The organism is Sphaerotilus uruguayifluvii, assembly GCF_013294065.1.
GTDB lineage: Bacteria > Pseudomonadota > Gammaproteobacteria > Burkholderiales > Burkholderiaceae_C > Sphaerotilus > Sphaerotilus uruguayifluvii.
The window spans coordinates 59,538-85,119 of the sequence record NZ_JABSNM010000002.1 but is presented as its reverse complement, the minus strand read 5'-3'; the positions used below and the strand labels follow the sequence as shown (position 1 = coordinate 85,119).

23 protein-coding genes are annotated in these 25,582 nt (G+C 69.8%); 15 read left to right on the top strand and 8 right to left on the bottom strand.

Translation table 11 applies throughout. The features are described from left to right. Nucleotides 1-4: 4 nt before the first annotated feature. The 8 genes from HNQ01_RS02685 (at nt 5) to HNQ01_RS02650 (ending at nt 7,714) form a co-directional block, all read left to right on the top strand. A complete protein-coding gene (locus HNQ01_RS02685) occupies nt 5-802 on the top strand; it encodes a fumarylacetoacetate hydrolase family protein (protein ID WP_173803795.1) in 798 nt (265 codons plus the stop codon). A 20-nt stretch (nt 803-822) separates the two neighbouring features. Beyond that, a complete protein-coding gene (gene dmpH / locus HNQ01_RS02680; RefSeq protein ID WP_173804063.1) occupies nt 823-1,617 on the top strand; it encodes a 2-oxo-3-hexenedioate decarboxylase in 795 nt (264 codons plus the stop codon). A gap of 33 nt (nt 1,618-1,650) precedes the next feature. Further along, the gene (locus HNQ01_RS02675) at nt 1,651-2,586 is read left to right on the top strand and encodes an acetaldehyde dehydrogenase (acetylating) (protein WP_173803794.1); all 936 of its coding nucleotides are present in this window, start codon (nt 1,651-1,653) and stop codon (nt 2,584-2,586) included. 21 nt (nt 2,587-2,607) lie between these two features. Further along, a complete protein-coding gene (gene dmpG, locus HNQ01_RS02670) occupies nt 2,608-3,675 on the top strand; it encodes a 4-hydroxy-2-oxovalerate aldolase (RefSeq protein WP_173803793.1) in 1,068 nt (355 codons plus the stop codon). After that, nucleotides 3,672-4,457, top strand: a complete 786-nt coding sequence (locus HNQ01_RS02665) for an SDR family NAD(P)-dependent oxidoreductase (RefSeq protein ID WP_173803792.1) — start codon at nt 3,672-3,674, stop codon at nt 4,455-4,457. The genes dmpG and HNQ01_RS02665 overlap by 4 nt, the downstream gene beginning before the upstream one ends. A 28-nt stretch (nt 4,458-4,485) precedes the next feature. Then, nucleotides 4,486-4,911, top strand: a complete 426-nt coding sequence (locus tag HNQ01_RS02660) for a tautomerase family protein (protein WP_173803791.1) — start codon at nt 4,486-4,488, stop codon at nt 4,909-4,911. A 132-nt stretch (nt 4,912-5,043) separates the two neighbouring features. After that, the gene (locus tag HNQ01_RS02655) at nt 5,044-5,931 is read left to right on the top strand and encodes a SphA family protein (protein WP_173803790.1); all 888 of its coding nucleotides are present in this window, start codon (nt 5,044-5,046) and stop codon (nt 5,929-5,931) included. Between the two features lie 13 nt (nt 5,932-5,944). Continuing rightward, nucleotides 5,945-7,714 carry a sigma-54-dependent Fis family transcriptional regulator gene (locus HNQ01_RS02650; RefSeq protein WP_173803789.1) on the top strand — a complete coding sequence of 590 codons (1,770 nt, stop codon included), beginning with the start codon at nt 5,945-5,947 and terminating at the stop codon, nt 7,712-7,714. Here HNQ01_RS02650 and HNQ01_RS02645 read toward each other — a convergent pair. Then, nucleotides 7,675-9,441 (bottom strand): sigma-54-dependent Fis family transcriptional regulator, encoded by a 1,767-nt coding sequence (locus HNQ01_RS02645; protein WP_173803788.1) that lies wholly within the window; start codon nt 9,439-9,441, stop codon nt 7,675-7,677. The genes HNQ01_RS02650 and HNQ01_RS02645 overlap by 40 nt on opposite strands. A 201-nt stretch (nt 9,442-9,642) precedes the next feature. Between HNQ01_RS02645 and HNQ01_RS02640 the strand changes: the two genes are divergently transcribed. Continuing rightward, nucleotides 9,643-10,677: a PDR/VanB family oxidoreductase gene (locus tag HNQ01_RS02640; protein WP_173803787.1), complete on the top strand. Its 1,035-nt coding sequence runs from the start codon at nt 9,643-9,645 to the stop codon at nt 10,675-10,677. 54 nt (nt 10,678-10,731) lie between these two features. Then, a complete protein-coding gene (locus tag HNQ01_RS02635) occupies nt 10,732-11,853 on the top strand; it encodes an aromatic ring-hydroxylating oxygenase subunit alpha (protein WP_173803786.1) in 1,122 nt (373 codons plus the stop codon). 12 nt (nt 11,854-11,865) lie between these two features. Here HNQ01_RS02635 and acuI read toward each other — a convergent pair whose 3' ends face one another. Both acuI and acuR read right to left on the bottom strand, forming a co-directional pair. Next, nucleotides 11,866-12,843 (bottom strand): acrylyl-CoA reductase (NADPH), encoded by a 978-nt coding sequence (gene acuI / locus HNQ01_RS02630; protein WP_173803785.1) that lies wholly within the window; start codon nt 12,841-12,843, stop codon nt 11,866-11,868. 82 nt (nt 12,844-12,925) lie between these two features. After that, nucleotides 12,926-13,585: an acrylate utilization transcriptional regulator AcuR gene (gene acuR, locus HNQ01_RS02625; RefSeq protein WP_173803784.1), complete on the bottom strand. Its 660-nt coding sequence runs from the start codon at nt 13,583-13,585 to the stop codon at nt 12,926-12,928. A 368-nt stretch (nt 13,586-13,953) separates the two neighbouring features. Between acuR and HNQ01_RS02620 the strand changes: the two genes are divergently transcribed. Genes HNQ01_RS02620 through HNQ01_RS02600 form a run of 5 tightly spaced genes read left to right on the top strand, consistent with a single transcriptional unit; the run spans nt 13,954 to nt 17,498 of the window. Further along, complete coding sequence (locus tag HNQ01_RS02620) at nt 13,954-14,163, top strand: phenol hydroxylase subunit (protein WP_173803783.1); 210 nt, start codon at nt 13,954-13,956, stop codon at nt 14,161-14,163. Next, the gene (locus HNQ01_RS02615; protein ID WP_173803782.1) at nt 14,160-15,173 is read left to right on the top strand and encodes a ferritin family protein; all 1,014 of its coding nucleotides are present in this window, start codon (nt 14,160-14,162) and stop codon (nt 15,171-15,173) included. Before HNQ01_RS02620 ends, HNQ01_RS02615 begins: the two co-directional genes overlap by 4 nt. 21 nt (nt 15,174-15,194) lie before the next feature. Continuing rightward, on the top strand, nt 15,195-15,494 hold the full coding sequence (locus tag HNQ01_RS02610; protein WP_173803781.1) for an MmoB/DmpM family protein: 300 nt from the start codon (nt 15,195-15,197) through the stop codon (nt 15,492-15,494). Continuing rightward, the gene (locus HNQ01_RS02605; RefSeq protein WP_173803780.1) at nt 15,491-17,080 is read left to right on the top strand and encodes an aromatic/alkene/methane monooxygenase hydroxylase/oxygenase subunit alpha; all 1,590 of its coding nucleotides are present in this window, start codon (nt 15,491-15,493) and stop codon (nt 17,078-17,080) included. Before HNQ01_RS02610 ends, HNQ01_RS02605 begins: the two co-directional genes overlap by 4 nt. Nucleotides 17,081-17,126: 46 nt before the next feature. Continuing rightward, on the top strand, nt 17,127-17,498 hold the full coding sequence (locus tag HNQ01_RS02600) for a hypothetical protein (RefSeq protein WP_173803779.1): 372 nt from the start codon (nt 17,127-17,129) through the stop codon (nt 17,496-17,498). A gap of 294 nt (nt 17,499-17,792) precedes the next feature. Here the strand turns inward: HNQ01_RS02600 and HNQ01_RS02595 are convergent, their stop codons facing one another. From HNQ01_RS02595 to HNQ01_RS02575, 5 genes are read right to left on the bottom strand one after another with little or no spacing between them, the layout of a single operon-like run. Beyond that, nucleotides 17,793-21,833: a phage tail protein gene (locus HNQ01_RS02595; protein WP_173803778.1), complete on the bottom strand. Its 4,041-nt coding sequence runs from the start codon at nt 21,831-21,833 to the stop codon at nt 17,793-17,795. After that, nucleotides 21,818-22,282 carry a DUF6950 family protein gene (locus HNQ01_RS02590; protein WP_173803777.1) on the bottom strand — a complete coding sequence of 155 codons (465 nt, stop codon included), beginning with the start codon at nt 22,280-22,282 and terminating at the stop codon, nt 21,818-21,820. Before HNQ01_RS02590 ends, HNQ01_RS02595 begins: the two co-directional genes overlap by 16 nt. Next, the gene (locus HNQ01_RS02585; RefSeq protein WP_173803776.1) at nt 22,266-22,874 is read right to left on the bottom strand and encodes a hypothetical protein; all 609 of its coding nucleotides are present in this window, start codon (nt 22,872-22,874) and stop codon (nt 22,266-22,268) included. The genes HNQ01_RS02590 and HNQ01_RS02585 overlap by 17 nt, the downstream gene beginning before the upstream one ends. Further along, on the bottom strand, nt 22,871-23,485 hold the full coding sequence (locus HNQ01_RS02580; protein WP_173803775.1) for a hypothetical protein: 615 nt from the start codon (nt 23,483-23,485) through the stop codon (nt 22,871-22,873). Before HNQ01_RS02580 ends, HNQ01_RS02585 begins: the two co-directional genes overlap by 4 nt. Further along, nucleotides 23,485-25,581 carry a phage tail tape measure C-terminal domain-containing protein gene (locus HNQ01_RS02575; RefSeq protein WP_173803774.1) on the bottom strand — a complete coding sequence of 699 codons (2,097 nt, stop codon included), beginning with the start codon at nt 25,579-25,581 and terminating at the stop codon, nt 23,485-23,487. The genes HNQ01_RS02580 and HNQ01_RS02575 overlap by 1 nt, the downstream gene beginning before the upstream one ends. Nucleotide 25,582: the final 1 nt, after the last annotated feature.

Genomic DNA, 25,582 nt, shown 5'->3' with positions numbered 1-25,582 from the left:
CGTGATGCAACCTGACCAGATCACCGCCTGCGGCGACGAGCTGTTCGACGCCTGGCGCGAGCGCCGCACGCTGGCGCCCTTGCTCGAGCGCTTCCCCGACATCCGCGTCGAGGACGCCTACCAGATCCAGTCGCGCTTTATTGCACGGCGCCTGCAGGCCGGCGAGACCCTCGTCGGCAAGAAGATCGGCGTGACCAGCAAGCCGGTGCAGGACTTCCTCGGCGTCTTCGAGCCGGACTTCGGCCAGCTGACCTCGGGCATGGTCTGCAGCGAATCGGACGGCATCAGCCTGGACGGCCTGATCCAGCCCAAGGCCGAGGCGGAACTCGCCTTCGTGCTGGAGCGCGATCTGGTCGGCCCGGGCATCACCGCCACTGACGTGATCCGCGCCACCGCCTTTGTCTCGCCGTGCTTCGAGATCGTCGACAGCCGCATCCGCGACTGGAAGATCAGGATCCAGGACACGGTGGCGGACAACGCCTCCTGCGGCGTCTTCGTGCTGGGTGACGCCCGGATGAGCCTGAAGAAGTTCGACGCCGCGCTGGCCGGCATGGTGCTGCAGCGCAATGGCGCGCTGCACTCGACCAGCGTGGGCGCGGCGGTGCAGGGCTCGCCGATCAATGCCGTCGTCTGGCTGGCCAACACGCTGGGGCGGCTGGGCCTGCCCTTCCGTGCCGGCGAGGTGATCCTGTCGGGCTCGCAGTCGCCGCTGGTGGCGGTGACGGGCGGCGACGAGCTGGTCTGCACCATCGGCGGCCTGGGCACCTGCCGGGCGCGTTTTCATGGAAAGGCCGCACTGTGAACCTCACCCCCGCCACCGACATGCGCACCACGCTCGATCCCGCCGACGTGCAGGCGCTCACCGACCGCATCGAGGCGGCACAGAAGGGCGCCACCGCCATCCCGAAGCTGACCGAGGACTTCCCCGGCATGACGCTGGGCGATGGCTACGCCGTGCAGCTCGGGCTGCTGGAGCGCTGGCTGAAGGAGGGCCGCCGCCAGATCGGCTGGAAGGCCGGGCTGACCTCGCAGGCCAAGATGATCCAGATGGGTGTCGACGTGCCCACCGTCGGCTTCCTGCTGGCCGACATGGCGCGCCCCGAGGGCAGCGTCATCGCGACCGATGACCTGGTGCACCCGCGCGTCGAGTGCGAGGTGGCCTTCGTGCTGAAGTCGGCGCTGGGCGGGCGCGACTGCTCTCGCGCCGACGTGCTGGCCGCGACCGACTTCGTCGTGCCGGCCATCGAGGTGATCGACTCGCGCTTCTCGGGCTTCAAGTTCGACCTGCCCAGCGTGGTGGCCGACAACAGCTCGTCGGCGCGCTACGTGACGGGCGGGCGGGCGCTGGAGCCGGAGGCGCTGGCGCTCGACACGCTCGGCGTCGTGCTGGAGAAGAACGGCGAGCCGGTGGCGATGGGCGCCTCGGCCGCGGTGATGGGCCACCCGGCCGACGGCGTGGCGCTGCTGGTGCGCGTGCTGGCCGAGCTGGGCCGCGAGCTGCCGGCCGGCAGCTTCGTCATGAGCGGCGGCATCACCGAGGCCATCGCGGTGAAGCCGGGCGACTTCGTCTGCGCGCGCTTCCAGGACCTCGGCAGCGTCGCGGTGCGCTTCGGCTGAAGCGGCCAGGAATCCATTCTTCAAGGAATCAACGTGAGCAAGAAGATCAAGTGCGCGCTGATCGGCTCGGGCAACATCGGCACCGACCTGATCTACAAGATCCAGCGCAGCCCGGTGCTGGAACCCGTCTGGATGGTCGGCATCGACCCCGAATCGGAAGGCCTGCAGCGCGCCCGCGACATGGGCCTGAAGACGACCCATCTGGGCGTGGACGGCCTGCTGCCACATGTTCTCGAAGACGGCATCCAGATCGCCTTCGACGCGACCAGCGCCTATGTGCACGCCGAGAACTCGCGCAAGCTCAACGAGCTCGGCGTGCTGATGATCGACCTGACGCCCGCGGCCATCGGCCCGCTGTGCGTGCCGCCGGTGAACCTGAAGGAACACGCCGACAAGGTCGAGATGAACGTCAACATGATCTCGTGCGCGGGTCAGGCGACGATTCCGATCATCCACGCCATCAGCCGCGTGCAGACGGTCGAGTACGGCGAGATCGTCGCCAGCCTGGCGTCGAAGTCGGTCGGTGCCGGCACGCGCGCCAACCTCGACGAGTTCACCTACACGACCTCGAGCGCGATCGAGCGTGTCGGTGGCGCCAGGAAGGGCAAGGCGCTCGCGATCATCAACCCGGCCGAGCCGCCGATGATCATGCGCAACACCATCAACTGCCTGACCGAAGACGAGCCGGACCAGGCCAGGATCATCGACTCGGTGCTGGCCATGATCGAGGAAGTGCAGAAGTACGTGCCCGGCTACCGGCTGGTCAACGGCCCGCTGTTCGACGGCCGTCGCGTCGCGGTCTTCATGGAAGTGAAGGGCCTGGGCGACTACCTGCCGACCTACGCCGGCAACCTCGACATCATGACCGCCGCCGCCTGCCGCACCGCCGAGATGTTCGCCGAGGAGATCCTCGCCGGAAAGATCACGCTCAAGCCGACCGTGACCACTGCCCCGGCGCTGGTCGCCTGACGCCCGAAGGAGTAGACCGACATGACGACGAACCTGAAGGGCCGCAAGGTCGTGCTGCATGACATGTGCCTGCGCGACGGCATGCACGCCAGGCGCGAGCAGATCTCGATCGACGAGATGGTCAAGGTCGCCACCGCGCTGGACGCGGCCGGCGTGCCGCTGATCCAGGTCACCCACGGCGCCGGCCTGGGCGGCAACTCGCTGCAGCACGGCTTCGCGCTGGCGAAGAACGAGGAGTACCTGAGCGCGGTCTGCCCGCTGATGAAGCAGGCCAAGGTCAGCGTGCTGCTGATTCCGGGCCTGGGCACGATGCGCGAGCTGCAGAGCGCCTTTGATTGCGGCGCCCGCAGCGTCCACGTGGCGACGCACTGCACCGAGGCCGACACCTCGCCGCAGCACATCGCCTTCGCGCGCAAGCTCGGCATGGACACCACCGGCTTCCTGATGATGGCGCACCTGAACAGCCCCGAAGGGCTGGCGCAGCAGGCGCTGAAGATGGAAAGCTACGGCGCGCAGACCGTCTACATCACCGACTCGGCCGGCTACATGCTGCCCGAGGACGTGACGGCGGCCGTCACCGCGCTGCGCGAGGTGCTCAAGCCCGAGACCGAGATCGGCTTCCACGGCCACCACAACCTGGGTCTGGGCATCAGCAACTCGATCGCCGCGATCGCCGCCGGCGCCAGCCGCATCGACGGCTCGGTCGGCGGTCTGGGCGCGGGCGCCGGCAACACGCCGCTGGAGGTCTTCCTGGCGGTGTGCGAGCGCATGGGCATCGAGACCGGCGTCGATCTCTTCAAGCTGATGGACGTGGCCGAAGACATCATCCTGCCGATGATGGCCGAGCGCATCGTGCGCGTCGACCGCGACTCGCTGACGCTGGGCTTCGCGGGCGTGTACTCGACCTTCCTGCTGCATGCCAAGCGGGCCGAGAAGCGCTTCGGCGTGCCCGCGCGCGACATCCTCGTCGAGCTGGGCCGCAAGAAGATGATCTCCGGCCAGGAGGACATGATCGAGGACACCGCGATGACGATGGCCAAGGAGCGCGGCCTGCTCAAGGACGTGGTCCGCGCCAAGGTGGGCGCATGAACGCCGGCACGCAGCGCGAGCTGGCGGTGGTCGTCGGCGCCACCGGCGCCTTCGGCCAGGCGATCGTCGAGCGGCTGGTCGGGCGCGGCCTGACGGTGCTGGCGGTGGCGCGCAGCACGAACAGCCTGGCCGGTCTGGCCGAGCGCTTCGGCCCGCGGCTGCTGCCGTGCGCGGCCGACATCGCGGACGACGCTTCGGTCGAGGCGATCCGCGCCGCGGTCGACGCGCAGCACGCGCTGGACGGTGCGCCGGTGCGGCTGGTGGTGCACGGCCCCGGCGTGGCGGTCGCCGGCGGCATCGCCAGCGTGCCGACCTCGGCAATGGTCGATGCGGTCAACATCAAGGTCGGCGGCCTGCTGCGGCTGACGCGCGCGGTCGAGCACCGGCTGGTGCGCGGCTCGCGCGTGGTGGCCATCGCCGGCCACTACGGCCTGGAGCCGACCGCCTACGCGGCGGCGGCCGGCGTGGCCAATGCGGCGCTCTTCAACGTCATGCGCCAGCTCGGGCTGCACCACGGCGCGCGCGGCATCACCACGCACACGCTGGCGCCGGGCCCGGCCGACACCGAGCGGCTGCACCGCGTCGTCGCCGACCGCGCTGCGCTGCAGGGCACGACGCCGGAGGCGGTGCTCGACGCCATGCGCGCCGATTCGAGCATCGGCCAGCTCACCACGCCGGCGCAGGTCGCCTGGGCGGTGGCGCTGCTGCTCGACCCCGAGGCCGACGTGCTGACCGGCTCGACGCTGATGCTCGACGCCGGGCGTCGGCGCGGGCTGCCCTGAACCGCCTGATCGCTCGCGAGGAGATTCCATGCCCCTGGCCACTATCCATGTGCTCGCCGGCCACCCGCGGCCGGTGCTCAAGACCCTGGTGCGCGAGGCCGCGGCCACGCTCGCGCGCGTGATCGACGCGCCGCCCGACCGCCTGCAGGTCTGGATCACCGAGGTCGATCCGGAGCTCTACGCGGTCGCCGGCGTGCCGGCCGACGAGGTGCTGGCCGAGCGGCCGCGCGCCGAGGTCGAGATCCCGCTGGTGCGCCTGGCGCTGATGGAGGGCCGCCCGGTCGAGACGCTGCACCGCGTCATGGCCGAGATGAGCGCCGTCACCGCACGGGTGCTCGGCGGCGATCCGCAGCGGGTGCGGGTGATGATCGATCCGGTCCACCCCGACCGCTGGGCCATCGGCGGCGTGCCCGCCAGCGTCGCGCGCGCGGCAGAGCTCGCGGCGCGGCGCTGAGCGCGCGCGCGGCCGCCCGCTTCCCGGCCGCAGTCCTCCCGATTCCCTGACGGCCCTCGAGGCACCCCGGCGACCAGACCGGGGGTCTTGGGGATCTCTTATCCCTTTTCCATGCCCCACGAGGAGACAAGCATGAACTTCACCCGCACCGCGGCCGCCGCGCTGCTGCTGGCCCTGGGCGCCGGCGCCCATGCCACCGAGAACGGCCAGACCACCGCCGCCGCCGGCGCCGAGGGCTTCCTGGCCGGCGCGCTGCCGCCGCCCGGCCTCTACGGCCTGGTCTACGCCAACCACTACCGCGCCGACCGCTTCGACGGCGGCGACGGCCAGGCCCTGATCCCCGGCTTCAAGGTGCGCGCCAACGTGCTGGTCGGCCGCCTCGTCTACATGAGCGACACCCAGGTGCTGGGCGGCCAGCTCGGTGCCTATGGCGTGCTGCCGCTGGTCGACCTGCAGGTCGAGGCGGGCGGCGCCCGCGGCAGCCACACCGGCCTGGGCGACCTGGAGGCCGGCCCGCTGATCGCCTGGCACCACAGCCCGCAGCTGCACACCGCCGCCGCGCTGGTCGGGGTGCTGCCGACCGGCGACTACGACAAGGACCGCCTGGCCAACACCGGCAACCATGTCACCACGCTGCGCGGCGTGTACGTGGCGTCCTACCTGGGCGAGTCGGTCGACGCGTCGACCAAGCTGACCTACTCGATCAACCGGAAGAACGACGCGACCGACTACCGCAGCGGCCAGTACCTGCATGCGGACTGGAACCTGGGCTGGCGGGTCGCGCCGACCTGGCAGATCGGCCTGCAGGGCTACCTGATCCGCCAGACCACCGACGACACCCTCGGCGGCGCCACCGTCGGCGACGGTTTCCGCACCCGCGTCTTCGCCGCCGGCCCGGCCGTGCGCTGGCAGGCCTCGCCGACCAGCCCCTCGCTCGAGATGCGCGTGCTGAAGGAAAGCGGTGCGCGCTATCACTCGAGCGGCACGTCGCTGTGGCTGAAGGCCGTCTTCCCGCTCTGAACCGGAGCGCGCGATGGCCGAGCCTGCCTGCCGGCTGCAGCCGCACGGCTGCGCCTGCGAATCCCTGCGGCCGACCGACGAGCTGGTCTCGCGGCTGCATTTCGATGCCGCCGAGGGCCGCATCTGGCTGGGCGAGCAGCGCATGCTGCTGCTGCACAGCAGCACGATGGGCGTGCTGCGCCAGGAGCTGATCGAGGGCCTGGGACTGGACCGCGCCCGCGGCCTGATCACCCGCATCGGCTACCACTGCGGCGCGCACGACGCCGAGCTGGCCCGCCATCTGCATCCGCAGGGCGCCTCGGCCGACGCGGTCTGCATCGGGCCGCAGCTGCACATGCTCGAGGGGGTCGCGCGGGTCGAGAAGGTGCGCCTGGAGGTCGACCAGGAGGCCGGCCACTTCCTGGGCGAGTTCAACTGGCACGGCTGCGCCGAGGCCGAGGCGCATGTGCAGGCCTACGGCATCGGCAGCGACACCGTCTGCTGGCAGCAGACCGGCTATGCCAGCGGCTTCGTCAGCCGCTTCATGGGCCGGCCGGTGGTCTTCCGCGAGATCCAGTGCCGTGCGCAGGGCGCGCCGCACTGCGTCATCGTCGGTCGCCCGGCCGAGGCCTGGCAGGATGCCGAGGCCGACCTGGCACGGCTGCGCGCCGACGAGCTCAGCCTCGGCGTGGCCGCGCGCGCCGGGCGCTCGCCGCTCGACGACCAGGCGGTGGTCGGCGTCTCGGCCGCCTTCAACGCCGTCTGCCACATGGTGCGCCGCGCCGCGCGCACCCAGGCCACCGTGCTCTTTCTCGGCGAGAGCGGCGTCGGCAAGGAGGTGCTGGCGCAGGCACTGCACCGCATCGGTCCGCGCGCGGCCGGGCCCTTCGTCGCGATCAACTGCGCGGCGATTCCCGACGAGCTGATCGAGAGCGAGCTCTTCGGCGTCGACAAGGGCGGCTACACCGGCGCGATGGCGACGCGCCCGGGCCGCTTCGAGCGCGCGCACGGCGGCACGCTCTTTCTCGACGAGATCGGCATCCTGGGCTGGACCGCGCAGGGCAAGCTGCTGCGCGCGCTGCAGGAGCGCGAGATCGAGCGCGTCGGCGGCACGCAGACGGTGCGGGTCGACGTGCGGGTGGTGGCGGCGACCAACCTCGACCTCAAGCGCGAGGTCGAGGCCGGGCGCTTCCGCGCCGACCTGTACTACCGCCTGAACGTGCTGCCGGTGCGGGTGCCGCCGCTGCGCGAGCGCCGCGAGGACATTCCGGTCTTCCTGAACCATTTCCTGCACCGCTTCAACCAGCGCGACGGCCGGCGCGTCACCGGCTTCACCGGCCGCGCCATCGACGCACTGCTGGCCTACGACTGGCCCGGCAACATCCGCGAGCTCGAGAACCTGGTCGAGCGCGGCGTGGTGCTGGCCAGCGACGACGGCGCGATCGACCTGGCGCATCTCTTCGTCGGCGACGAGGCGCTGCCGGCGCGCTGGCTGGCCCTGCAGCGCGACGGCAGCCTGCGCCTGCAGGCTGCCAACGACCCGGCCGCGCCCGAGGCGGGCAGCCCGGCCGGCGCGCACGACGACGCCGAACGCCTGGCGCGCCAGGTGCAGGCGCTGCTGGCCGGCCAGGCGGCGCCGGGCGCGGCGGCACGGCTGTCGCTGGAGCAGCTCGAAGCCGCGCTGGTGCGCGGCGCGATGGCCGCCACCGGGGGCAACCAGTCGGCCGCCGCGCGCCTGCTCGGCCTGAGCCGGGCGCAGCTGATCTACCGGCTCAAGGGGCTGGAGGCGTCCTCGGGCGGCTGAGGCGCGGGCGCGGACGCAGGAGCCGCGCCGGCGGCGTCGGCGCGCTTCTTCAGCCGGTAGTCCATCTGGCCGCGGCCGACCTGCAGCAGCCGCGCCGCCGCCGAGACATTGCCCTCGCAGCGCTGCAGCGCGCGGTCGATCAGCAGCTGCTCGATCGCTTCGAAGGACGGCAGCGTCTCCAGCAGCTGGTCGACCAGCCGGCGCGCGCGCGGATCGACCGGCGGCTCGGCCGGGCCCGGCGCCGGCGGCTGCTCCAGCGCGCCGCCGCGGCCGAGCCGCCAGATGCGCCCGCGCAGCCGCTCGCCGCCGGCGAAGAGGTGCTGCACCTCGATCACGCCGCCCTCGTCGGCCAGGATCACGCCGCGCTCGATCATGTTCTCCAGCTCGCGCACGTTGCCGGGCCAGTCGTAGTCGTGCAGCGCGCCGGCGGCCTGCGGGCTCAGGCCCTGCAGCGTCTTGCCGAAGCGCCGGCTGCTGCGGGCCAGGAAATGCGCCACCAGCAGCGCGATGTCCTCCGGGCGCTGGCGCAGCGGCGGGATCTCGATCGGGAAGACGTTGAGGCGGTAGAACAGGTCGCGGCGGAAGCGCCCGGCCGCCACCTCCTCGCGCAGGTCGACATTGGCCGCGGCGACGATGCGCACGTCCACCCGGCGCAGCTCGGTGCCGCCGACGCGCTCGAATTCGCGCTCCTGCAGCGCGCGCAGCAGCTTGCCCTGCGCCGCCAGCGCCAGGCTGGAGACCTCGTCGAGAAAGAGCGTGCCGCCGTGCGCGCGCTCGAAGCGGCCCGGGCGCGGGCGATCGGCGCCGGTGTAGGCGCCGCGCTCGACGCCGAACAGCTCGGCCTCGACCAGATCGGGCGGAATGGCCGCGCAGTTCACCGCGATGAAGGGGCCGGCCGCACGCGGGCTCACCCCGTGCAGCGCGCGCGCGAAGCATTCCTTGCCGACGCCGCTCTCGCCGCGGAACAGCACGGTCGAGTCGGTCGGCGCGACCTTGCGCACCAGATGCGCGACCGCGTTGAAGCCGGCCGAGGCGCCGACGAAGCCCGCCAGCCCGGGCGCAGCCGCGCCGGTCGTGTCCGGCGCGCTGACGAAGCTGTCGGCGCGCAGGTAGGCGCCGGGATCGGCCTCGGCGTCATGCGCCTGCCAGTCGGCCAGCGTGCGGCCCTCGACCCGGCAGCAGGCATGGCCCGTCGCGACGCACTCGACCTCGCGCCAGTGGATCGGCACGCCGGTCACCGCGGTGCTGTAGCCGTCGGCATAGCCGGTCACCGTCCAGCAGGCCGGCTCGCTGCCCGGGCCGCAGTGCGCCAGATGCGCCTGCGCCTCCCAGCTGTCGTGCCACAGGAAGTCGCCCCAGAAGCGGCCGTGCTCGACGTCGAGCTGCATGGCCTCGACCGGCTGGTGGCGCACGAAGCCCTCGATCTCGCGCAGGCGCGGCCCCATCGCCAGCGCCTGCGCCACCGCCTGCGGCGTGCGCGCGTCCATGCGCTGGCGCACCCGCTGGCCGTCCTCGAAACCCTGCTGCCAGCCCATGCGCATCAGCAGCTCGCGGGCCGGCGCCAGCCCCAGCCGCGCCACCAGCTCGCGGCGCAGCCCGGCCAGCGCGTCGGCATGCATCAGCAGCATGCGCTGGTCGAACAGCCGGATGTGGCCGGACTCCGGCGCGAAGTGCAGATGGGCCGCCAGCGCGCGGGTGTCGTCGCTGGGCGTGATGGCTCGGATCATCGTCGGGGGGCCTTGCTTGGATTCATGAAACGCCGGCGGGCCGCGGCTGCGCCAGATCATGAAACGCGGCCGGCGCCGCGGCCATCCGCACTGCTCCTCATGTCCGGAAATCGACAGCGGCGGCCCGACTCGTCCCGCTGGCCCGCGGCTTGCAGAAGGACGGACACACCGGAACACCGGGACCCTGACGGAGACAAGCCCATGCCCCTCGATCCAGCGCAGACGCTGACGCTGCGCGTCGGCCGGCGCGAGCCGCTCTGCGACGGCATCGTCGCCTTCGAGCTGCGCGCGACCGACGACCGGCCGCTGCCCGCCTTCGACGCCGGCGCGCACATCGACCTGCACCTGCCACCGGCCCGGCCGGGCGAGGCGCCGCGCCGGCGCAGCTACTCGCTGTGCAACCCGCCGGACGAGCGCGACCGCTACCTGATCGCGGTGCAGCACGAACACGCCGGCCGCGGCGGCTCGGCCTGGCTGCACGCGCGGCTGCAGCCGGGCGACCGCATCGACGCCAGCGCGCCGCGCAACCTCTTCGCGCTGCAGCCCGCGCCGCACGCCCTGCTGCTGGCCGGCGGCATCGGACTGACGCCGCTGCTGGCGATGGCCGAGACGCTGTGGGCGCAGGACCGCAGCTTCACGCTGCAGGTGCGGGTACGCAGCCGCGCCCGGCTGCCCTTCGCGCGCCGGCTGCAGGAGGCGCCCTGGGCGCAGGCGGTGCAGGTGCTCGCCGACGACGAGGTGCCGGCCGGCACGGAGGCGCTCGACCGGCTGATCGCCGCGCAGCCGGCCGGCACCCGGATCTGGACCTGCGGCCCGGCCGGCTTCATGGCGGCGGTGCGCGCGGCCGCGACACGCGCCGGCTGGAGCGCCGACCGGGTCGTCACCGAGCATTTCGCCGCCCCGGCACCGGTGCCGACGCTGGAGCCGGGCGACCGGATCGCGTCCGGCAGCTTCGAGATCGACTGGGCGCCGAGCGGCCAGCGCCTGGCGGTGGCCCCGCACGAGAGCGTCGCTCAGGTGCTGCAGGCCGCCGGCATCGCGGTGGCGCTGAGCTGCGAGCAGGGCATCTGCGGCCAGTGCTGCGTGCAGCACCTCGACGGCCCGGCCGATCACCGCGACCTGGTCTACGGCGCGCACGAGCACCAGGTCGAGCGCCGCTTCACGCCCTGCTGCTCGCGCGCGCCCGCCGCCAGCCGGCTGGTGCTGGCGCCGCTGGGCTGGGCGCCGGCCCCCTGAATGTCCTCAACCCGATGTCCAGAGCGACATCGCACATCACGAAGGAGACAGACGATGACGACCCCCACCGATGCCGGCACCGCCACGGCGCGCATCCTGCTGCACCCCTCGGGCAACCCGGTCGGCAAGCCGGACACGCCCTATCTGCTGAACTGCTGGTATGCGGCAGCGCTGTCGCGCGAGATTCCGGCCGAAGGCCTGCTCACGCGCCAGCTGCTCGACACCGGCGTGCTGCTCTACCGCCGCGCCGACGGCACGCCGGTGGCGCTGCACGACCGCTGCCCGCACCGCTTCGTGCCGCTGTCGATGGGCCGGCGCGAGGGCGACGAGGTGGTCTGCCGCTACCACGCGCTGCGCTTCGACTGCAGCGGCGCCTGCACCCACAACCCGCACGGCCATGGCCGCATCCCGGCCGCGGCCCGGGTGCGCAGCTTCCCGCTGCTCGAGCGCTGGGGCTTCGTGTGGATCTGGATGGGCGACGCGCCGGCCGATCCGGCGAAGCTGCCGGACTTCAGCCCGCTCGACGACGGACCGGCCAGCGGCATCGGCCACACCAGCATGTCGATGAAGGCGAACTACGAGCTGATCATCGACAACGTCATGGACCTCAGCCATGTCGACCATGTGCACGGCGAGATCATCTCCACCCGCGGCCAGCTCACGCCGCAGATCCCGCCGGTGAAGGAGGAGAACGGCAGCGTCAGCGTGCGCTGGGAATGGCAGCAGACGCCGCCGATCCTGATCCTGGCGAACTTCCTGCCGGAGCCGGCCGCCGCGGCGCGCCATTTCGTGCAGGTCACCTGGCACGCGCCGGCGACCATCCAGCTCAGCATCGGCGCCACCCAGGATGCCGACGCCGCGCTCGACCTGGCCCACACCCAGGGCCAGTACGACCTGCACACCTGCACCCCGGCCAGCGCCACCGAGACGCACTACTTCTTCGCCACCCGGCGCAACCATCTGGTCGAGGACGAGGCCTACAACCGGATGAAGATCGAGGCGATGCACGGCGCCTTCGTCAACGAGGACGGCCCGATCATCGAGGCCGCCCAGCGCGAGATGAACACCCGCGACTTCTTCGCGCTCGACCCGGTGCTGATCACCAGCGATGTCGCGCCGGTGCGGGTGCGCCGGCTGCTGGCGCGCCTGATCGAGCAGGAGGGGCGCCACGCCTGACGGCGGCCCCGCTCAGATCCGCACCACCAGCCGCCCGCGCACCCGCCCGTCGAGCAGCTCCGGCGCCAGCGCGACCGCCTCGTCCAGCGCGATCTCGCGCAGCAGGCGCTCGAGCAGCGCCGGGTCGAGGTCGCTCGACAGGCGAGCCCAGGCCTGCTGGCGTGCCTCGATCGGCGCCATCACGCTGTCGATGCCCGCCAGCGTGACGCCGCGCAGGATGAAGGGCGCGACCGTCGCCGGCCAGTTCATGCTGCCGGCCAGGCCGCAGGCGGCGACCGTGCCGCCGTAGCGCATCGCCGCGCAGACGCTGGCCAGCACCTGGCCGCCGACGACATCGACCGCTCCGGCCCAGCGCTCCTTCTCGAGCGGGCGGCCGGGCCGCTCCAGCTCGGCGCGCTCGATCACCTGCGAGGCGCCCAGGCCGCGCAGGAACGCCTCCTCCTGCGGCCGGCCGGTCAGCGCGACCACCTCGTGGCCGCGCCGCGCCAGCAGCGCCACCGCCACGCTGCCGACGCCGCCGGCCGCGCCGGTCACCAGCACCGGGCCCTGGCCTGGCGCCAGGCCGTGGCGCTCCAGGGCCTGCACGCACAGCGCCGCGGTGTAGCCGGCGGTGCCGATGCCCATGGCCTGGCGCGCGTCGAAGGCCACCGGCAGCGGGATCAGCCAGCGCCCCGGCACCCGCGCGCGCTCGGCCAGTCCCCCCCAACGCGTCTCGCCGACGCCCCAGCCGTTGAGCAGCACCGCGTCGCCGGGCTGCCAGGCCGGATCCTGCGAGCTCTCGACCACGCCGGCGAAGTCGATGCCCGGCACCATCGGGAAACGCCGCACCACCGGCGAGCGGCCGGTGATCGCCAGCGCGTCCTTGTAGTTCAGCGTCGACCAGGCGACGCGCACGGTGACATCGCCCTCGGGCAGCGACGCCTCGGACAGATCCTGCACGGCGGCCGTCTGCGGGCCGTCCTGCTTGTCGATGAGCAGACCTCGGAACATGGCGGGACTCCTTGTTGTCCAGTGGGGAAAGAAGCAGGAAAACGCAAGAAGAGGGCAGGGCGGGACCGCGGACTGATGCGGCTCAGGCCCCGGCGCGCAGCAGTGCAGCGAAGCCCTCGGCATGCTGGCGCAACGGCCGGGTCGAGCGCTCGAGCCGGGCTCGCAGCACCGCGCCCTCCCAGCCGGTCCAGAAGAAGTCGGCCAGACGCTCGACCTCGGCGTCGGCGGCGATCTCGCCGGCCTCGCGCGCGGCCTGCAGGCAGCGCGCGGTGCGTGCCTGCCAGTCGGCCAGCACCGCCAGCAGCCGTGCGCGGAAGGACTCCGGCAGCGCGGCCATCTCCTGCCCGAGGTTGCCGATCAGGCAGCCGCGTCGGAAGTCGTGGCGCACCAGGCCCGCGCTGGCTTCGTCGATGAAACCGTCCAGACGCTGCAGCGGCGTGCGCGTGGCGTCGAGAAGATGGCGGTCGAGCTTGCGGGCGAAGTAGTCGGCGTAGGCCTCGACCAGCGCCAGGCCGAAGGCCTCCTTGTCGTCGAAGCAGTGATAGAAGGAGCTCTTGGTCACGCCGGCGCGTCGCAGGATCTCGTCCAGACCGGACGCGCCGTAGCCCTTCTCGGTCAGCACCTCCAGCCCGATGCGCAGCAGCAGCGTGCGCGTGTCGTGCATGGCCGTCTCGGCCTGGGCGCGCCGGGGCGGGCGGCCGCGGCGCCGCGGCGGGGGCGGCCCGGGCAGGCGGTCGGACATCGGAGGCTTGGCTTCAGACACTGGACATCGGATATTGGACCAATCGGTCCAATTATTCGCCGCTTGCCGCACCCTGTCCAGTCGCCGGTGCCACCGAGCAGGAATCCACAGCCGCCGCCCCGGACCTGGCGGATTCCAGACACCCCCATGCCGCTGCCGTGCCGCGAACCGCCGCCAGCACGCCCGTGCGCGGTCGCACCGGGCCGCCCGACTCGGGATCTACCCTGATCCTGGCCCCATGGGCGGCCTTCGCGCCGCGTTCTGGCACGGCCTTCGCACCAGGAGACTCCGCCGGGCGCGCTGCATCAGCTTCGACAGCCCCCCGCCCGGCGTCCGAGACGACACGACCAGAACCCTGGAGACCCCCGATGCCTGATCCGACCGCCCCCGACCTGCCCCGCTGGGTGCGGGTGCTCGAGCGCCGACCCGACGGCTTCGTCGAGTTCGCGTTCTCGATCGGCGACCCGGCGCTGGCCGTCGAGCTGATCCTGCCCGAGCCGGCTTTCACCGCGTTCTGCGCCGAGCAGCGCGTCCGGACCTGGAGCCTGAACGACCACCGCGAGGAGACACGCCCATGACCGTCGAGATCCGGGTGCAGAGCGTCAAGCCGCTGCGCCACACCTTTGGCCACATCGCCCGCCGCTTCGGCGACAAGCCGGCCAGCCGCTACCAGGAGGGCACCTATGACCTCCAGTCGGAGGTCAACCACCACTACAAGCCGCTCTGGGATCCGGAGCGCGAGATCTACGACACCCGCCGCACCGCCATCGTGATGCGCGACTGGTACGCGCTGAAGGATCCGCGCCAGCACTACTACGGCAGCTGGACCATCGCGCGCGCCCGCCAGCAGGAATCGGCCGAGCGCCAGATCGAGCTGGTGCGCGAGCGCGACTGGCTGCGCCAGCTCGGCGACGAGGCACGCCAGGGCGTGATCCTGGGGCTGCTGCCGCTGCGCCATGTCGAGTGGGGCGCCAACACCAGCCTCGGGCTGGTCGCCGCCTACGGCTACGGCACCGCGCTGACCCAGGCCGCGGCGATGGGCATGATGGACCGGCTCGGGCTGGCGCAGCATCTCTCGCGCATCGGCCTGCTGCTCGACGGCCAGACCGGCGCCAGCCTGAAGGCCGCGCGCACCGCCTGGCTGGAGGACGCGGCCTGGCAGGACCTGCGCCGCGAGATCGAGAACCTGTTCGTGCGCCGCGACCCGATCGAGGTGCTGGTGGCGCAGTCGCTGGTGCAGGACGCGCTGGTCGACGCGCTGGTGCTGCGCCGCTTCGAGCCGGCCTGGAGCGGTGCGGGCGGCGACGCCGCGGTGATGGCGATGCTGCTGGACTTTCCGCTGCGCTGGCACGAGGAATCGGCGCGCTGGGTCGACGCGATCGTCAAGGTGATGGCTGCCGAGAGCGAGTCCAACCGCACGCTGCTGCGCGACTGGGCCGACGCCTGGCGCCGCGCCTTCACCGCCGCGCTGCGCCCGCTGGCGCGCCGGGTGCTGGGCGAGGCGGCCGGAGACGCCGCGCTGCGCCAGGCCGAAGACGCCCTGCAGACCCGGCTGGCCCGCCTGGGCCTGACGACGGACGCCCGCTGAACCGCATCGAGGACGCCTGACATGGACACGCTCGCCCCCCCCACCGCCCGCGCGCCGGTCTTCATCGCGCTGCAGGCCAACCACGACACGCTGCCGATCGTCGAGGCGATCCGCGCCGACAACCCGCACGCCGAGGTGCTCGAGTACCCCGGCATGGTCAAGATCAACGCGCCCGGCGTGCTGGTGATCCGGCGCGAGTCGATCGAGGAGCAGATCGGCCGCGACTACGACCTGCGCGAGATGCAGCTCAACCTGATTTCCCTCTCCGGCGAGGTCGACGAGACCGAGGACCGCTTCACGCTCGAATGGAAGAACGCATGACCGCCACCGTCGCCCCCGCCACCCCGGCCGCCGCCCCCGCCCGCAAGCTGGGCCTGAAGGAAAGCCACGCGCTGCTGACCCAGGACCTGGGCTGGACGCCGAGCTACCAGCCGCCCGAGGCGGTCTACCCGCTGACCGCCTTCGAGGGCATCCGCATCCACGACTGGAGCGGCTGGGAAGACCCGTTCCGGCTGACGATGGACGCCTACTGGAAATACCAGGGCGAGAAGGAGCGCAAGCTCTACGCCATCATCGACGCCTTCCAGCAGAACAACGGCCAGTTCAACGTCAGCGACGCGCGCTACATCCAGGCGCTCAAGCTCTTCGTCAACGGCGTCATCGGGCTGGAATACACCGCGCACCGCGGCTTCGCGATGATCGGGCGCGAGCTGCCGGGCACCGGCGCGCGCATCGCCGCGCAGATGCAGTCGATCGACGAGCTGCGCCACGCGCAGACCCAGATCCACGCGCTGTCGCACTACAACCGCTTCTTCACCGGGATGGCGGAGTTCCCGCACCAGTTCGACCGCACCTGGTACCTGTCGATCCCGAAGTCCTTCTTCGAGGACGCGATCAGCGCCGGGCCGTTCGAGTTCATCGTCGCGATCAGCTTCTCCTTCGAGTACGTGCTGACCAATCTGGTGTTCATGCCGTGGATGTCGGGCGCGGCCTACAACGGCGACCTCTCGACGGTGAGCTTCGGCTTCAGCGCGCAGAGCGACGAGGCGCGCCACATGACGCTGGGCATCGAGGTGATCAAGTTCCTGCTCGAGCAGGATCCGGCCAACGTGCCCATCGTGCAGGGCTGGATCGACAAGTGGTTCTGGCGCGGCTACCGGCTGCTGACGCTGGTGGCGGCGATGATGGACTACATGCTCCCGAAGCGGGTGATGAGCTGGCACGAGGCCTGGGAGATCTACTTCGAGCAGAACGGCGGCGCGCTCTTCAGGGATCTGGCGCGCTACGGCATCCGCATGCCGGCGCACTGGGAGGTCACCGTCGAGGAGAAGGCGCACGCCAGCCACCAGCTCTGGAGCACCTTCTACCAGTACCGCCACGCGGCGGGCTTCCCGGTGTGGCTGCCCTCGGCCGAGGAGATGGACTGGCTGTCGGCCAAGTACCCGGACAGCTTCGACCGCCTCTACCGGCCGCGCTACGAGCACTGGGCACGCCTGGCCGCCGAGGGCCGACCCTTCGTCAACGGCACGCTGCCGCAGCTCTGCCAGGTCTGCCAGTGGCCGATGCTGTTCACCGAGCCGGGCGACCCGACGCAGATCTGCCACCGCGAGGAGAAATACCTCGGCGAGACCTTCCACTGCTGCTCCGACGGCTGCCGCGACATCTTCCGCCGCGAGCCGGAGAAGTATGTGCATGCCCATCTGCCGGTGCACCAGATCTACCAGGGCACGCAGTTCCACCCGGACAGCGACCCCGGCGCACCGGACTTCAACCCGCATGTGGCGGCGCTGCGCTACATGGGCATCGAACCGGGCGTGGACGGCGGCGACTTCGACACCCATGCCGACGCGCGCCACTGGGCCGAATGGACCGGCCGCCCGGCCAGCCTGCACGGACCGGCCGCCTGAGCGCCGCCCCCATCGACACGTCCAAGACACCCAGAAGGAGACACGAATGAGCGTCAAGGCGATCCGCCCCGACTACCACGGCGACATGAAGGACAGCGCCGACCACTACCGCGGCCAGCAGCTGCTCTACATCGGCTGGTGTACGAAATCGCGCGCTTTGAGACACCGGATCACGCGCTTTGAGACACGGCCTCGCGTTAATCAGTGCCAGCCGGTGGTGCCAAGTCAGACGGTTGCAGCGCCAGGAAATCAGGTCTGGAAGGGGCGTCACGAAGGCGTTGCCGGTAGTCGATCAGTCCTGCAAGCCCTCGCTCGACAGGAACCCCTAAGCGCACAGCAATGCGCACCAAGAGTTGCTCAATGCCTCCCTGCACAGCTGCATCAGTCGCCAAGAGTGCCTGGTTGCGTGCTGATCTGAGCTGGCGAGCCAGGCCGGCCCGAGTTGGCTGAGGTTCCCAGTCGTCGAGAGATTCCGACCACTCCCATACCTCGAACTCTGAATCAGCAGGTCGAGGAGGCTTACAAGAGATCACGACAGGCGTGACCTCACCCCCCATCCCATCATCGACGTGCACTACCTTGCATCGATCACAGTCATATGCTCCGGCGATAGGCCGCATGCCTTTCGGAGTATTGGCCTCAAGGTAGTCATCTGGCCCTGAATAATGATTCGGACAGATGGATCCAGATTCGTTGTAGAAACTCCAAATGCTCACAGCTTGATGACCTCCACGATCATCGATCCAGAAACAGCCACTTGACCCTGAGACGGAATGCCTTGGGAAAAAACGGCGATCTGCATGCCTGCAGGAACCTCAAAAGACATGCGAGCCGACATGATCGCAGGTGACGACGTGAACACGTCAGTGGCCCTATACTGGCTTGTCGCGACCACAGTGCCCTGATCATTTGCGATGTTCAAGGCGTACAAGGCTCGACAGACCTCGTTTGTATTGACTCGGTAGGCACTGCAGTCCAGTGAGACCAGTACCCTTCTGATGCGACTCGCGGCAGGCAAGACGAATCTTGCAAGATCGATCTGTGACAGAGGAATCTGGACGTTGTTGATCGAGATAGCAACAACATCGGTTGCGGCGCTGTCCGCAATGTCATCTGTCGCCGCTCGGCCATAAATGTTGGCCCCAAACTTGGCCGCTCCCGGCCCGATCGTCCACGGCGCTGGACCATCTGCCGCAGCCCCCACTTCTTCCGCTTGGGCGCGCGCCGCAAACATCCACGAATCCACCTGCCCGGGCTTGGTGTTGTATTTGCGCAGGTACAGTCGGGCATGCTTCGCGGTAGAGGGCGGCTGGGCGATCGAAAAGCAGCGCTTCCATGCCGACGCACCAAGATTTGAGTCTCCGTTGGTGGCCTCATCGTTTTCAACGGTCTGGCCGTTGTTGTACGAATGACCGACGACCGCATTCGCGCTGTCGAAAAAGTACATGAATGCCGCCACCTTGCACCGATGGGCTCCCGTGTGGGCACTGGCGCAGTAGAGCTTGGCAGGATCTACCGCGAACGGCTGGCTTGAGACCTCGATATAGTCTGCATTGCTTGCTGTGCGCCCCTGCTGATGCACATAGAGGGTATTCGTCGATGGCCCGACGCCGCCCGCCATCGTCCATTGCTGCGACAGATTGATCCCGATCTGGTCGATGTTCGCCGCCACATTGTTGCCGAGTGTCCACGCCTTTGTGTCGACGCCAACGGTGAAATCCGAGTCGAACAGGACGTTCGCACCGCTGGGCAGCTGGTCATTCCGTATCCGCTCTCCGCCCGTCAGACCAGCGATGTTCGCTGGCCTGCCAACGACATTCGTCGCCCAGTCGGCGCCCTTGGTCGCACCGAGCTGCGAGCGGGTCATCATGATGTTGCTGACCCAGGCTCCGGGCTGGGGCGTGCCGTTCGGCGTATCGAGCTGGACCCACGGCCACGCCATGATCCACCCTCCTGGCGGGACGACGATCTTGCCGGAAAGGTGCGTCCACCCTGTTCCGCCGGCTTTTGTTGGCGCACCGTAGGACCCGTCCAGGAATCCCAGCGATCCGTCCGACTTGCGCACGAGCAGGCCGACCTGGAGTTGCACTGGCGTGCGCCAGGTCGTCGCGTCCGCCTCGACGTAGATTGAATCGCCCGCCGAGATCGGGAACCCCGCCTGGTTCTCGACCGTGTCGCGCTGCGTCACCTCGATCGCGCATGGCCACGCCGTCGACCCGGCAGGCGATACAGCCACGACCGGAGCCGACCAGAACGTCTGCTGCCCAGCCTGTTTCGGGAAGCCGGTCTGCACCAGGTTGTCGCCCCCCGCCGCCATCTCGCTCACGGCCTTGAGTGTCGCCACCACATAGACCGCGCCCGAGGTGTTGCCGCTACCGTCATACGCAACACAGCCGAACCGATAGGTCCCGTCCGCAGGCAGAGCAGACTGGCCAGTCAGAGCATCGCCAGACCACATTGCCGCGACCTGTGTCATCTGATCGTAGGTGGCCGCCGTGTTGGTGCTGTAGCGGATGACATAGCCCGCATGGTCAAGATCCTGGACATGCGTGACCTGGAACAGGCGCTGCCCCGACATCGTTTCTGTGACCGCCAACGCTGTAGGTGCCGTCGGCGCACCGCTCTTGCCAATGACCTTGTGGGGTGTTGAGATCCACGGAGACACCGCACCGAACGAGTTCCGAAACTGCACGCTGATGATGATCAGTGCTTTGTCTGCGACGCCTTCCAGGTATGCCGATGTCGAGTTTCCGGAGACAACGATTTCCGTCCAGACGGGATCCGAGTGGTTCCTCCATCGAATCGCGATTCGCGCGCCAGGATCGCTCATGTAGATCGATGCCGCCGACTTCCAGGACACGAGCACGCGCGGGATAATGGTTCCGTCGCCCAGTCTCTGCAGCTGCGCTGATCCGCTGGTCGCCTGGAGCTCGCTGGGCACGTCGACCAAGCCCGGATTGGGCAGTCGGGTCGCCGGAGCAGGATCGGCCGAGCTGGCATCGGCGTCATCGTATGAGGCCGCGATGTCGCGCTGCAGGGTCAGCATGACCCACGATCCAGGCGACCAGCTCCAGTCGATCACCCGGAAGGTGTCAGCAGCCAGCCCCAGCCGGGCATAGGTGACAGTCACGCGGTCGCCGACTTCCAGAGGCCAGAGCCTCATTTTCCCGACGACCTGGAGCATCAGGCCCGCCCGAACCTGCTCGACGAACTGCCTCAACAGGTTGCGCGCACGCGCCTTGTGGTTCGTGAACGGGAACGTGAAGTCGGACCACTCGCGCTGCCCGTCTGCAGCGACGAATGCGGTGTTGATGTACGGATCGCAGTCTGTGGGCTGGGTCGTGCGCTCGGGCACATAGGTGCCACGGGCAGCGTTGAATCTGTCATCGAGCGCACTGGACGACCTGACCACGCGCACCGGGGCTGCGAGGTCGTCCTCGACGATGTCGAGCACCGGAGCTGTCCACGCTCCAGCATGCAGGCCCCATTGCGCCCCTTGCGATGCGAATCCTCCCATGGCCTCTGTCAGATCCGCGAGGGTCGCCGCCCGATCGGCATTGACCCCCAAAGCGCCGTCGACGGTGTAGCGCGGGCCGAGAGTGGTCGTCGTTCCGACGGTCAGGGACACCTGCTGATCGCAGATGTCGGCCAAGCCCTTCAGGTCACGCATATCATCCTGATTCAGCGACAGACCCCAGCGCTGCATCATCCAGTCGCCTGCACAAAGCGCTGCATTGCGCGACCAGGCTGTAAGGCCAGTGCGAGGGTCCAATACCCGGCGCCCCGATACGTCGAAGGTCAGATCGCCAGGAATACCCTGATGGCGGCCATCATCCAGGTCGAAGGTGATGACCGCGTAGGCGATGCCCCTCAGCCGATGCGCATCAGTCCAGTACCCCGGGGCGACCGACTTGAGCCATGCGCTGGCCACCTGATCAGGCGATCCGGTGTGGAACTCGACCCGCAGCGACGAGATCATCTTGGTGACCTCATAGTTGACGTTCCACAGGCCGCTGGCCGGACCGCCGGTGACGGTAGATCCGCTAAACGCTGCTGCCCCGCCGTACACCTCATCCCCATCGCGCCCGCCCAGTCGCCTGGAAATGGAGATGATCCGTGAGATGGCGTAGCCATTCTCGGCAGCCGGCAGGGTGGCCGTCCCGTTGGTGAACGTCACGGCAGATACGCCCACGACGTTGTGGGGCTTGCCATACGGCGCATCGGCCGGGCCGCCATTGACCCATCCATTGGCCCCATTGACCCCCAGCCACTCGCCGTACATGAACACGTCGTGGATGGCGTGCACCTCGTGACAGGTCAGCCCGATGACCACATGCTGATAGGCATCGGGCTTCGTTCGCGTGATCCCCTTGTCGTCCATCCAGGTCTTGGAGGAGGTCATCTTGTCGATCACCCAGCCCCCGATGGTGCACCGCCCGTAGACGATCTTCGGTTCGGGCTCCGCCGTCATCAGCGTGACGCTTCGGTCTTGCAACGCCGCAGCCCCTGCCGCCCGGGATTCGGCGGCGGCACGCTTGGCCTTGCGGCGTGCCATGACACCGCCGACCACGGTAGCAGCCAGAGCGATGTACGTCGCCGTTGCCGCCGCAATGACGCCAGCCGCGCCCAGCGCCTGTGCAGCGACCACGACGATCGTGACGGGATCTGCACGAGCCGGGGCCGCACCTCCCAGTGCCATCGCAGCCGCCAGCGCGATGGCACCGTGTCTCAGCGACCTCAGGCGACGGCGCATCTCACTCTCCATGCCTTGGTGGCCAAGCGGATGTGCAGCATCGTGACCGAATCACCTGCGCGCACGATCACGAGGCTTCCTGCGCAGATGCCGACCAGGCCGACCACACTGCCGACCCGTGACTCGCGCGGGATCAGGACAACATCACCAACGCGGGCCTGCGCGACATCGATCGGATCGCGCGCCAGCGCGTTACTGACCGCACCGGCCAGACCGCCATGGCGATCGCAGTAACGCGCGGCGGCCAGGGCTGACGGGGTGTACTCGACACGGCGCAGCGGGCTGACGCCTTCGATGCGCCCTACCCAGGCGCCGGCGAAGTGCGTGCAGTTGGCATCGCCCCAGTCGAAGGACGTGGGGCGAGCAGCCCAGCTGGTCACGAAGTCGAGCAGCTGGATCCGGACTCGATCGTCGTGTCTCGGGTCGATGTGGTCATCCTTGGCTTGCACGCTGGTATTCCTTGCTGTACCAGACCTGGGACTTGAGCATCTTGTCCATGCCGCTGAGTCCCATGTCTCCGGGGTAGTCGATCTGCTGCTGCGCATGGGTGGCCCGCCAGCCTTCGGCGTGCCGGGATCGCGCCAATCCGAGCCGGCGCAGCGGCAGCTCGATGCGACCGGTGGTCGTGCCCGCACCGTCGTCATCCTCGGCGATGGACACGGGCTCCATCACGCCGGTGAAGTAGAGGCGACGCACCGAGAGCGCCACGCCGTCCGTCTGGATGAAGATCGTGTAGAGGCGCGCCCTCCTGCCGACATAGGTGTTGGCCGGGCCCAGAGCTAAGGACAGCACCGACAGGTCTGCAGAGCAGATCGCCAGCGTGTGCGAGTCGTTGTTGGGCTCGGCGCTGTACTTGACATCCGGCAGGGCGAGGATGTGCCCGATGCCCTTGTAGCTCTGTCCGCCGAACACGATGTCGCTCGACCAGGACGTGTAGCGCTGGGTGCCAATGGGCGCGGCAAAGTCCAGCTCGATCAGCGCAGCCACGCCCAGCGTCCCGCTCGACAGCAGCGCCGTCTCTTCCGGCGTCATCGCGATCATGACCACTGCTCCAAGAACGTCATCTTCAGTCCACCGATCTGTCCGGAGCCGTTGGCTGCCGTGAACTCTGGAAGGTCTCCTCCGGTCCCTGCGAACTTGAACGTCGTCACAGGCCTGTCCCATGTCACCGCCACGGCGCCGAACGCCTGGCGCAGCGGGGGCTCGAAGGCGACTGCGCCTGGCACCGTAGCGTCCGCCGTGAGGCAGATGAGCTGCGATGTCCCCAGACCCACCGGCCCGACCTGGAGCCAGTCGCCCGCCTTGAGCGTGCCGTTGCCGCCGTTGATGGTGGCCGCGGTCGCCCCCTTGGCTGCACCGCCGAAGGTCATCGCCGCACGCGCCGAGCCCACCGGCACCGGCCGAGACGGGTCGTGGCACGCCAGGTGGTTGAGCCTGCCGCGCAGGCGCAGCAGCATGGATCGCCACTGCCCGGCCTCGTCGGGAAGCATCACCCTCGGGCTCGTGAGGGTCAGCACCCAGCGTGGCTCGCCCGTCATGACGTACTGCATCGATCCACCGAAGCGTGATTCGCCGCCGGTGCCGTACAGGCGCTGTGTGATGCCAGAGCCGACGCCTGGACGAATCAGCGTGGGGAGGGTGATGATGGCCATCAGCGCATGGCCCCCACGGCCTTCAGGTGCTCGTAGATGCGTCGCTCGACACCGGCGCAGGCCTGCGAGACCATGGCCTGCACCTTGGTCATGTCCATCACGTGGAGCGTGGTGCTGGCGTCGATGGCCAGGTCACCGGCCTTGGCCTGTGCGCCCGCCATGGCTGCGGCCTTGAGCTGTCCTGCGGCACTGGTCGACAAGCCGCTGCCTGCCGCCGCCTGCGTGTCCTGGCGCCCGAAGACGGCGCCAGCAGCGAAGCGAGTCATCGCGCCCGGGCCGTTCGTCGCGGGGACCGATCCGGCTGCAGTGGCTGGGCGCTGCCGCGCATCCGGCGCCAGTGCCGACGCCAGGCCCTGCACGACCACCGACAGTCGCCCCCCGGGCCCACGCTGCACAGGCAGATTGCCGACGCGGCGCCCTGTCGCGTCAATCGCCAGAGCCCCCCCGCCGGACAGCGGCATGATGGCCTCGGGGCCAGCCTCTCCGAGCAGGCCGAGGCGCTCTCGACCACCGGAGAGGAACCGGAAGTTGGTGTCGCGGTCGATGATCTGGTTCGCGAGCTGACCGCCGGCTGCGAAGCTACCCCCCTGGGCAAAGCCGAAGGCGGCTTTCATGCCGGCGGCCGAGTAGTCGCCGAAGCCTGCGTTGCCCGCCGATCCCACGCCACCGAGCAACATGCCGATGCCGCTGCCGATGGTCTTCCAGAGCCCACCGCCGCCGGCAGCACCGCCGCCCCCCACCGCGGACATCAGACTGGAGAGCGTCGACATCAGCGAGCCGCCGAAACTGCCCAGCTGCCCGATGACGCCACCCAGGCCCTTGGCCAGCCCCCCTCCTGCATCGCCGGCCTCATTCAGTGCCGCCGCGGCGCCAGATCCTGCCGACTGCAGCCCCTCGAGGGCACGGCTCGCGCCCACATCGACGGGCATGACCGGGCCGGCAACACCTGCGGCCAGCTCCGTTCCGGCTGACTTGGCCCCGCCTCCAGGCATGAGGCCGCGCAGCAGTCCGGTGATGGCCGTGCCCTGCTCGCCACCCATGAACTTGCGGAACTGCATCTTCATCTGGGCGTCGACCCAGTCATCCACCAGCCCCCTGATGTTGACCTTGCCGGTCTTGCGGAAGTTGACGAAGGTGTCCTCGGCCTTGCTGAGCAGACCGGACATGGCCTGGTCATTGGCTTCTCGCATCAGGCGCGTGGTGTCGCGCCAGCCCTCGAGCATCTGCTGCCACCCGGGCTTGAGACGCTCCGCCAGACCCGCATTGGCCAGCTCGATGGCGCGACCACTCTCGTCGGCCACAGCTGCCATCTGGTCGGCGATCAGCTTGCGCTGGCCGGGGTCGGTGGTCAGGGAAAGACGCAGGTCGAGCTTGCCGCGCATCTCTTCGGCCGCGCGGCGGATCTCAATGATCTGGGTCTCGACCTCGGCGCGCGCCTTGGTCGCCGGGTCGGTGATCAGACCCATGGCGGCGCTCGAGTTCTGCTGCCGCAACTGCTGGATGCGCTGCTGCGCGTCTTGCCAGACCTGGACGTTGTCGGCAGCAGCCTGACGATCGCGCTCTGTCTGGCGCTGCACGACGCCAGCCGCCGCCGTCGTGGCATTGCTCTTGATCTCGGTCGTGACGCCATCACGCTCGGTCATCAGCTCGGTGATCCGCTTCTCGCGGTGGACCTGCTCGACCGGGCTGGCCGGCTTGCGGCGCGCCTCGGCAGCGATCTCCTCATCGATGAGCTTGAGCCGCTCGGCCCGCTTGTCCTGGCCGATGCGCAGGCGCGCGGCCTCGTACTCCTCGGCACCGGTCAGACCGCGCTGATGCAGCGCCTCGACCTGCTGCAGCTCTTCGTCCAGCGCAGCGACACGGTCGGCACTGCTGCGCTTGAGCTGCGCCAGGCTCAGATCCGCCTGGGCCTTCTCCAGCTGGGCGGCCTGGTCTGCGCTGCGCCCGCCGCCGAATTCGCCCCCCGAGGCCTTGTTCTCGGCCTTGTGGAGCTTCTGCAGGTCGAGGGTGGTCTCGCGCTGCGAGGCCGACTTCTTGTCGGCGACCATCTTGTCGAAGGTCGCCAGATCGGCCGCGCTGGCGTTGCGCTTGACCATC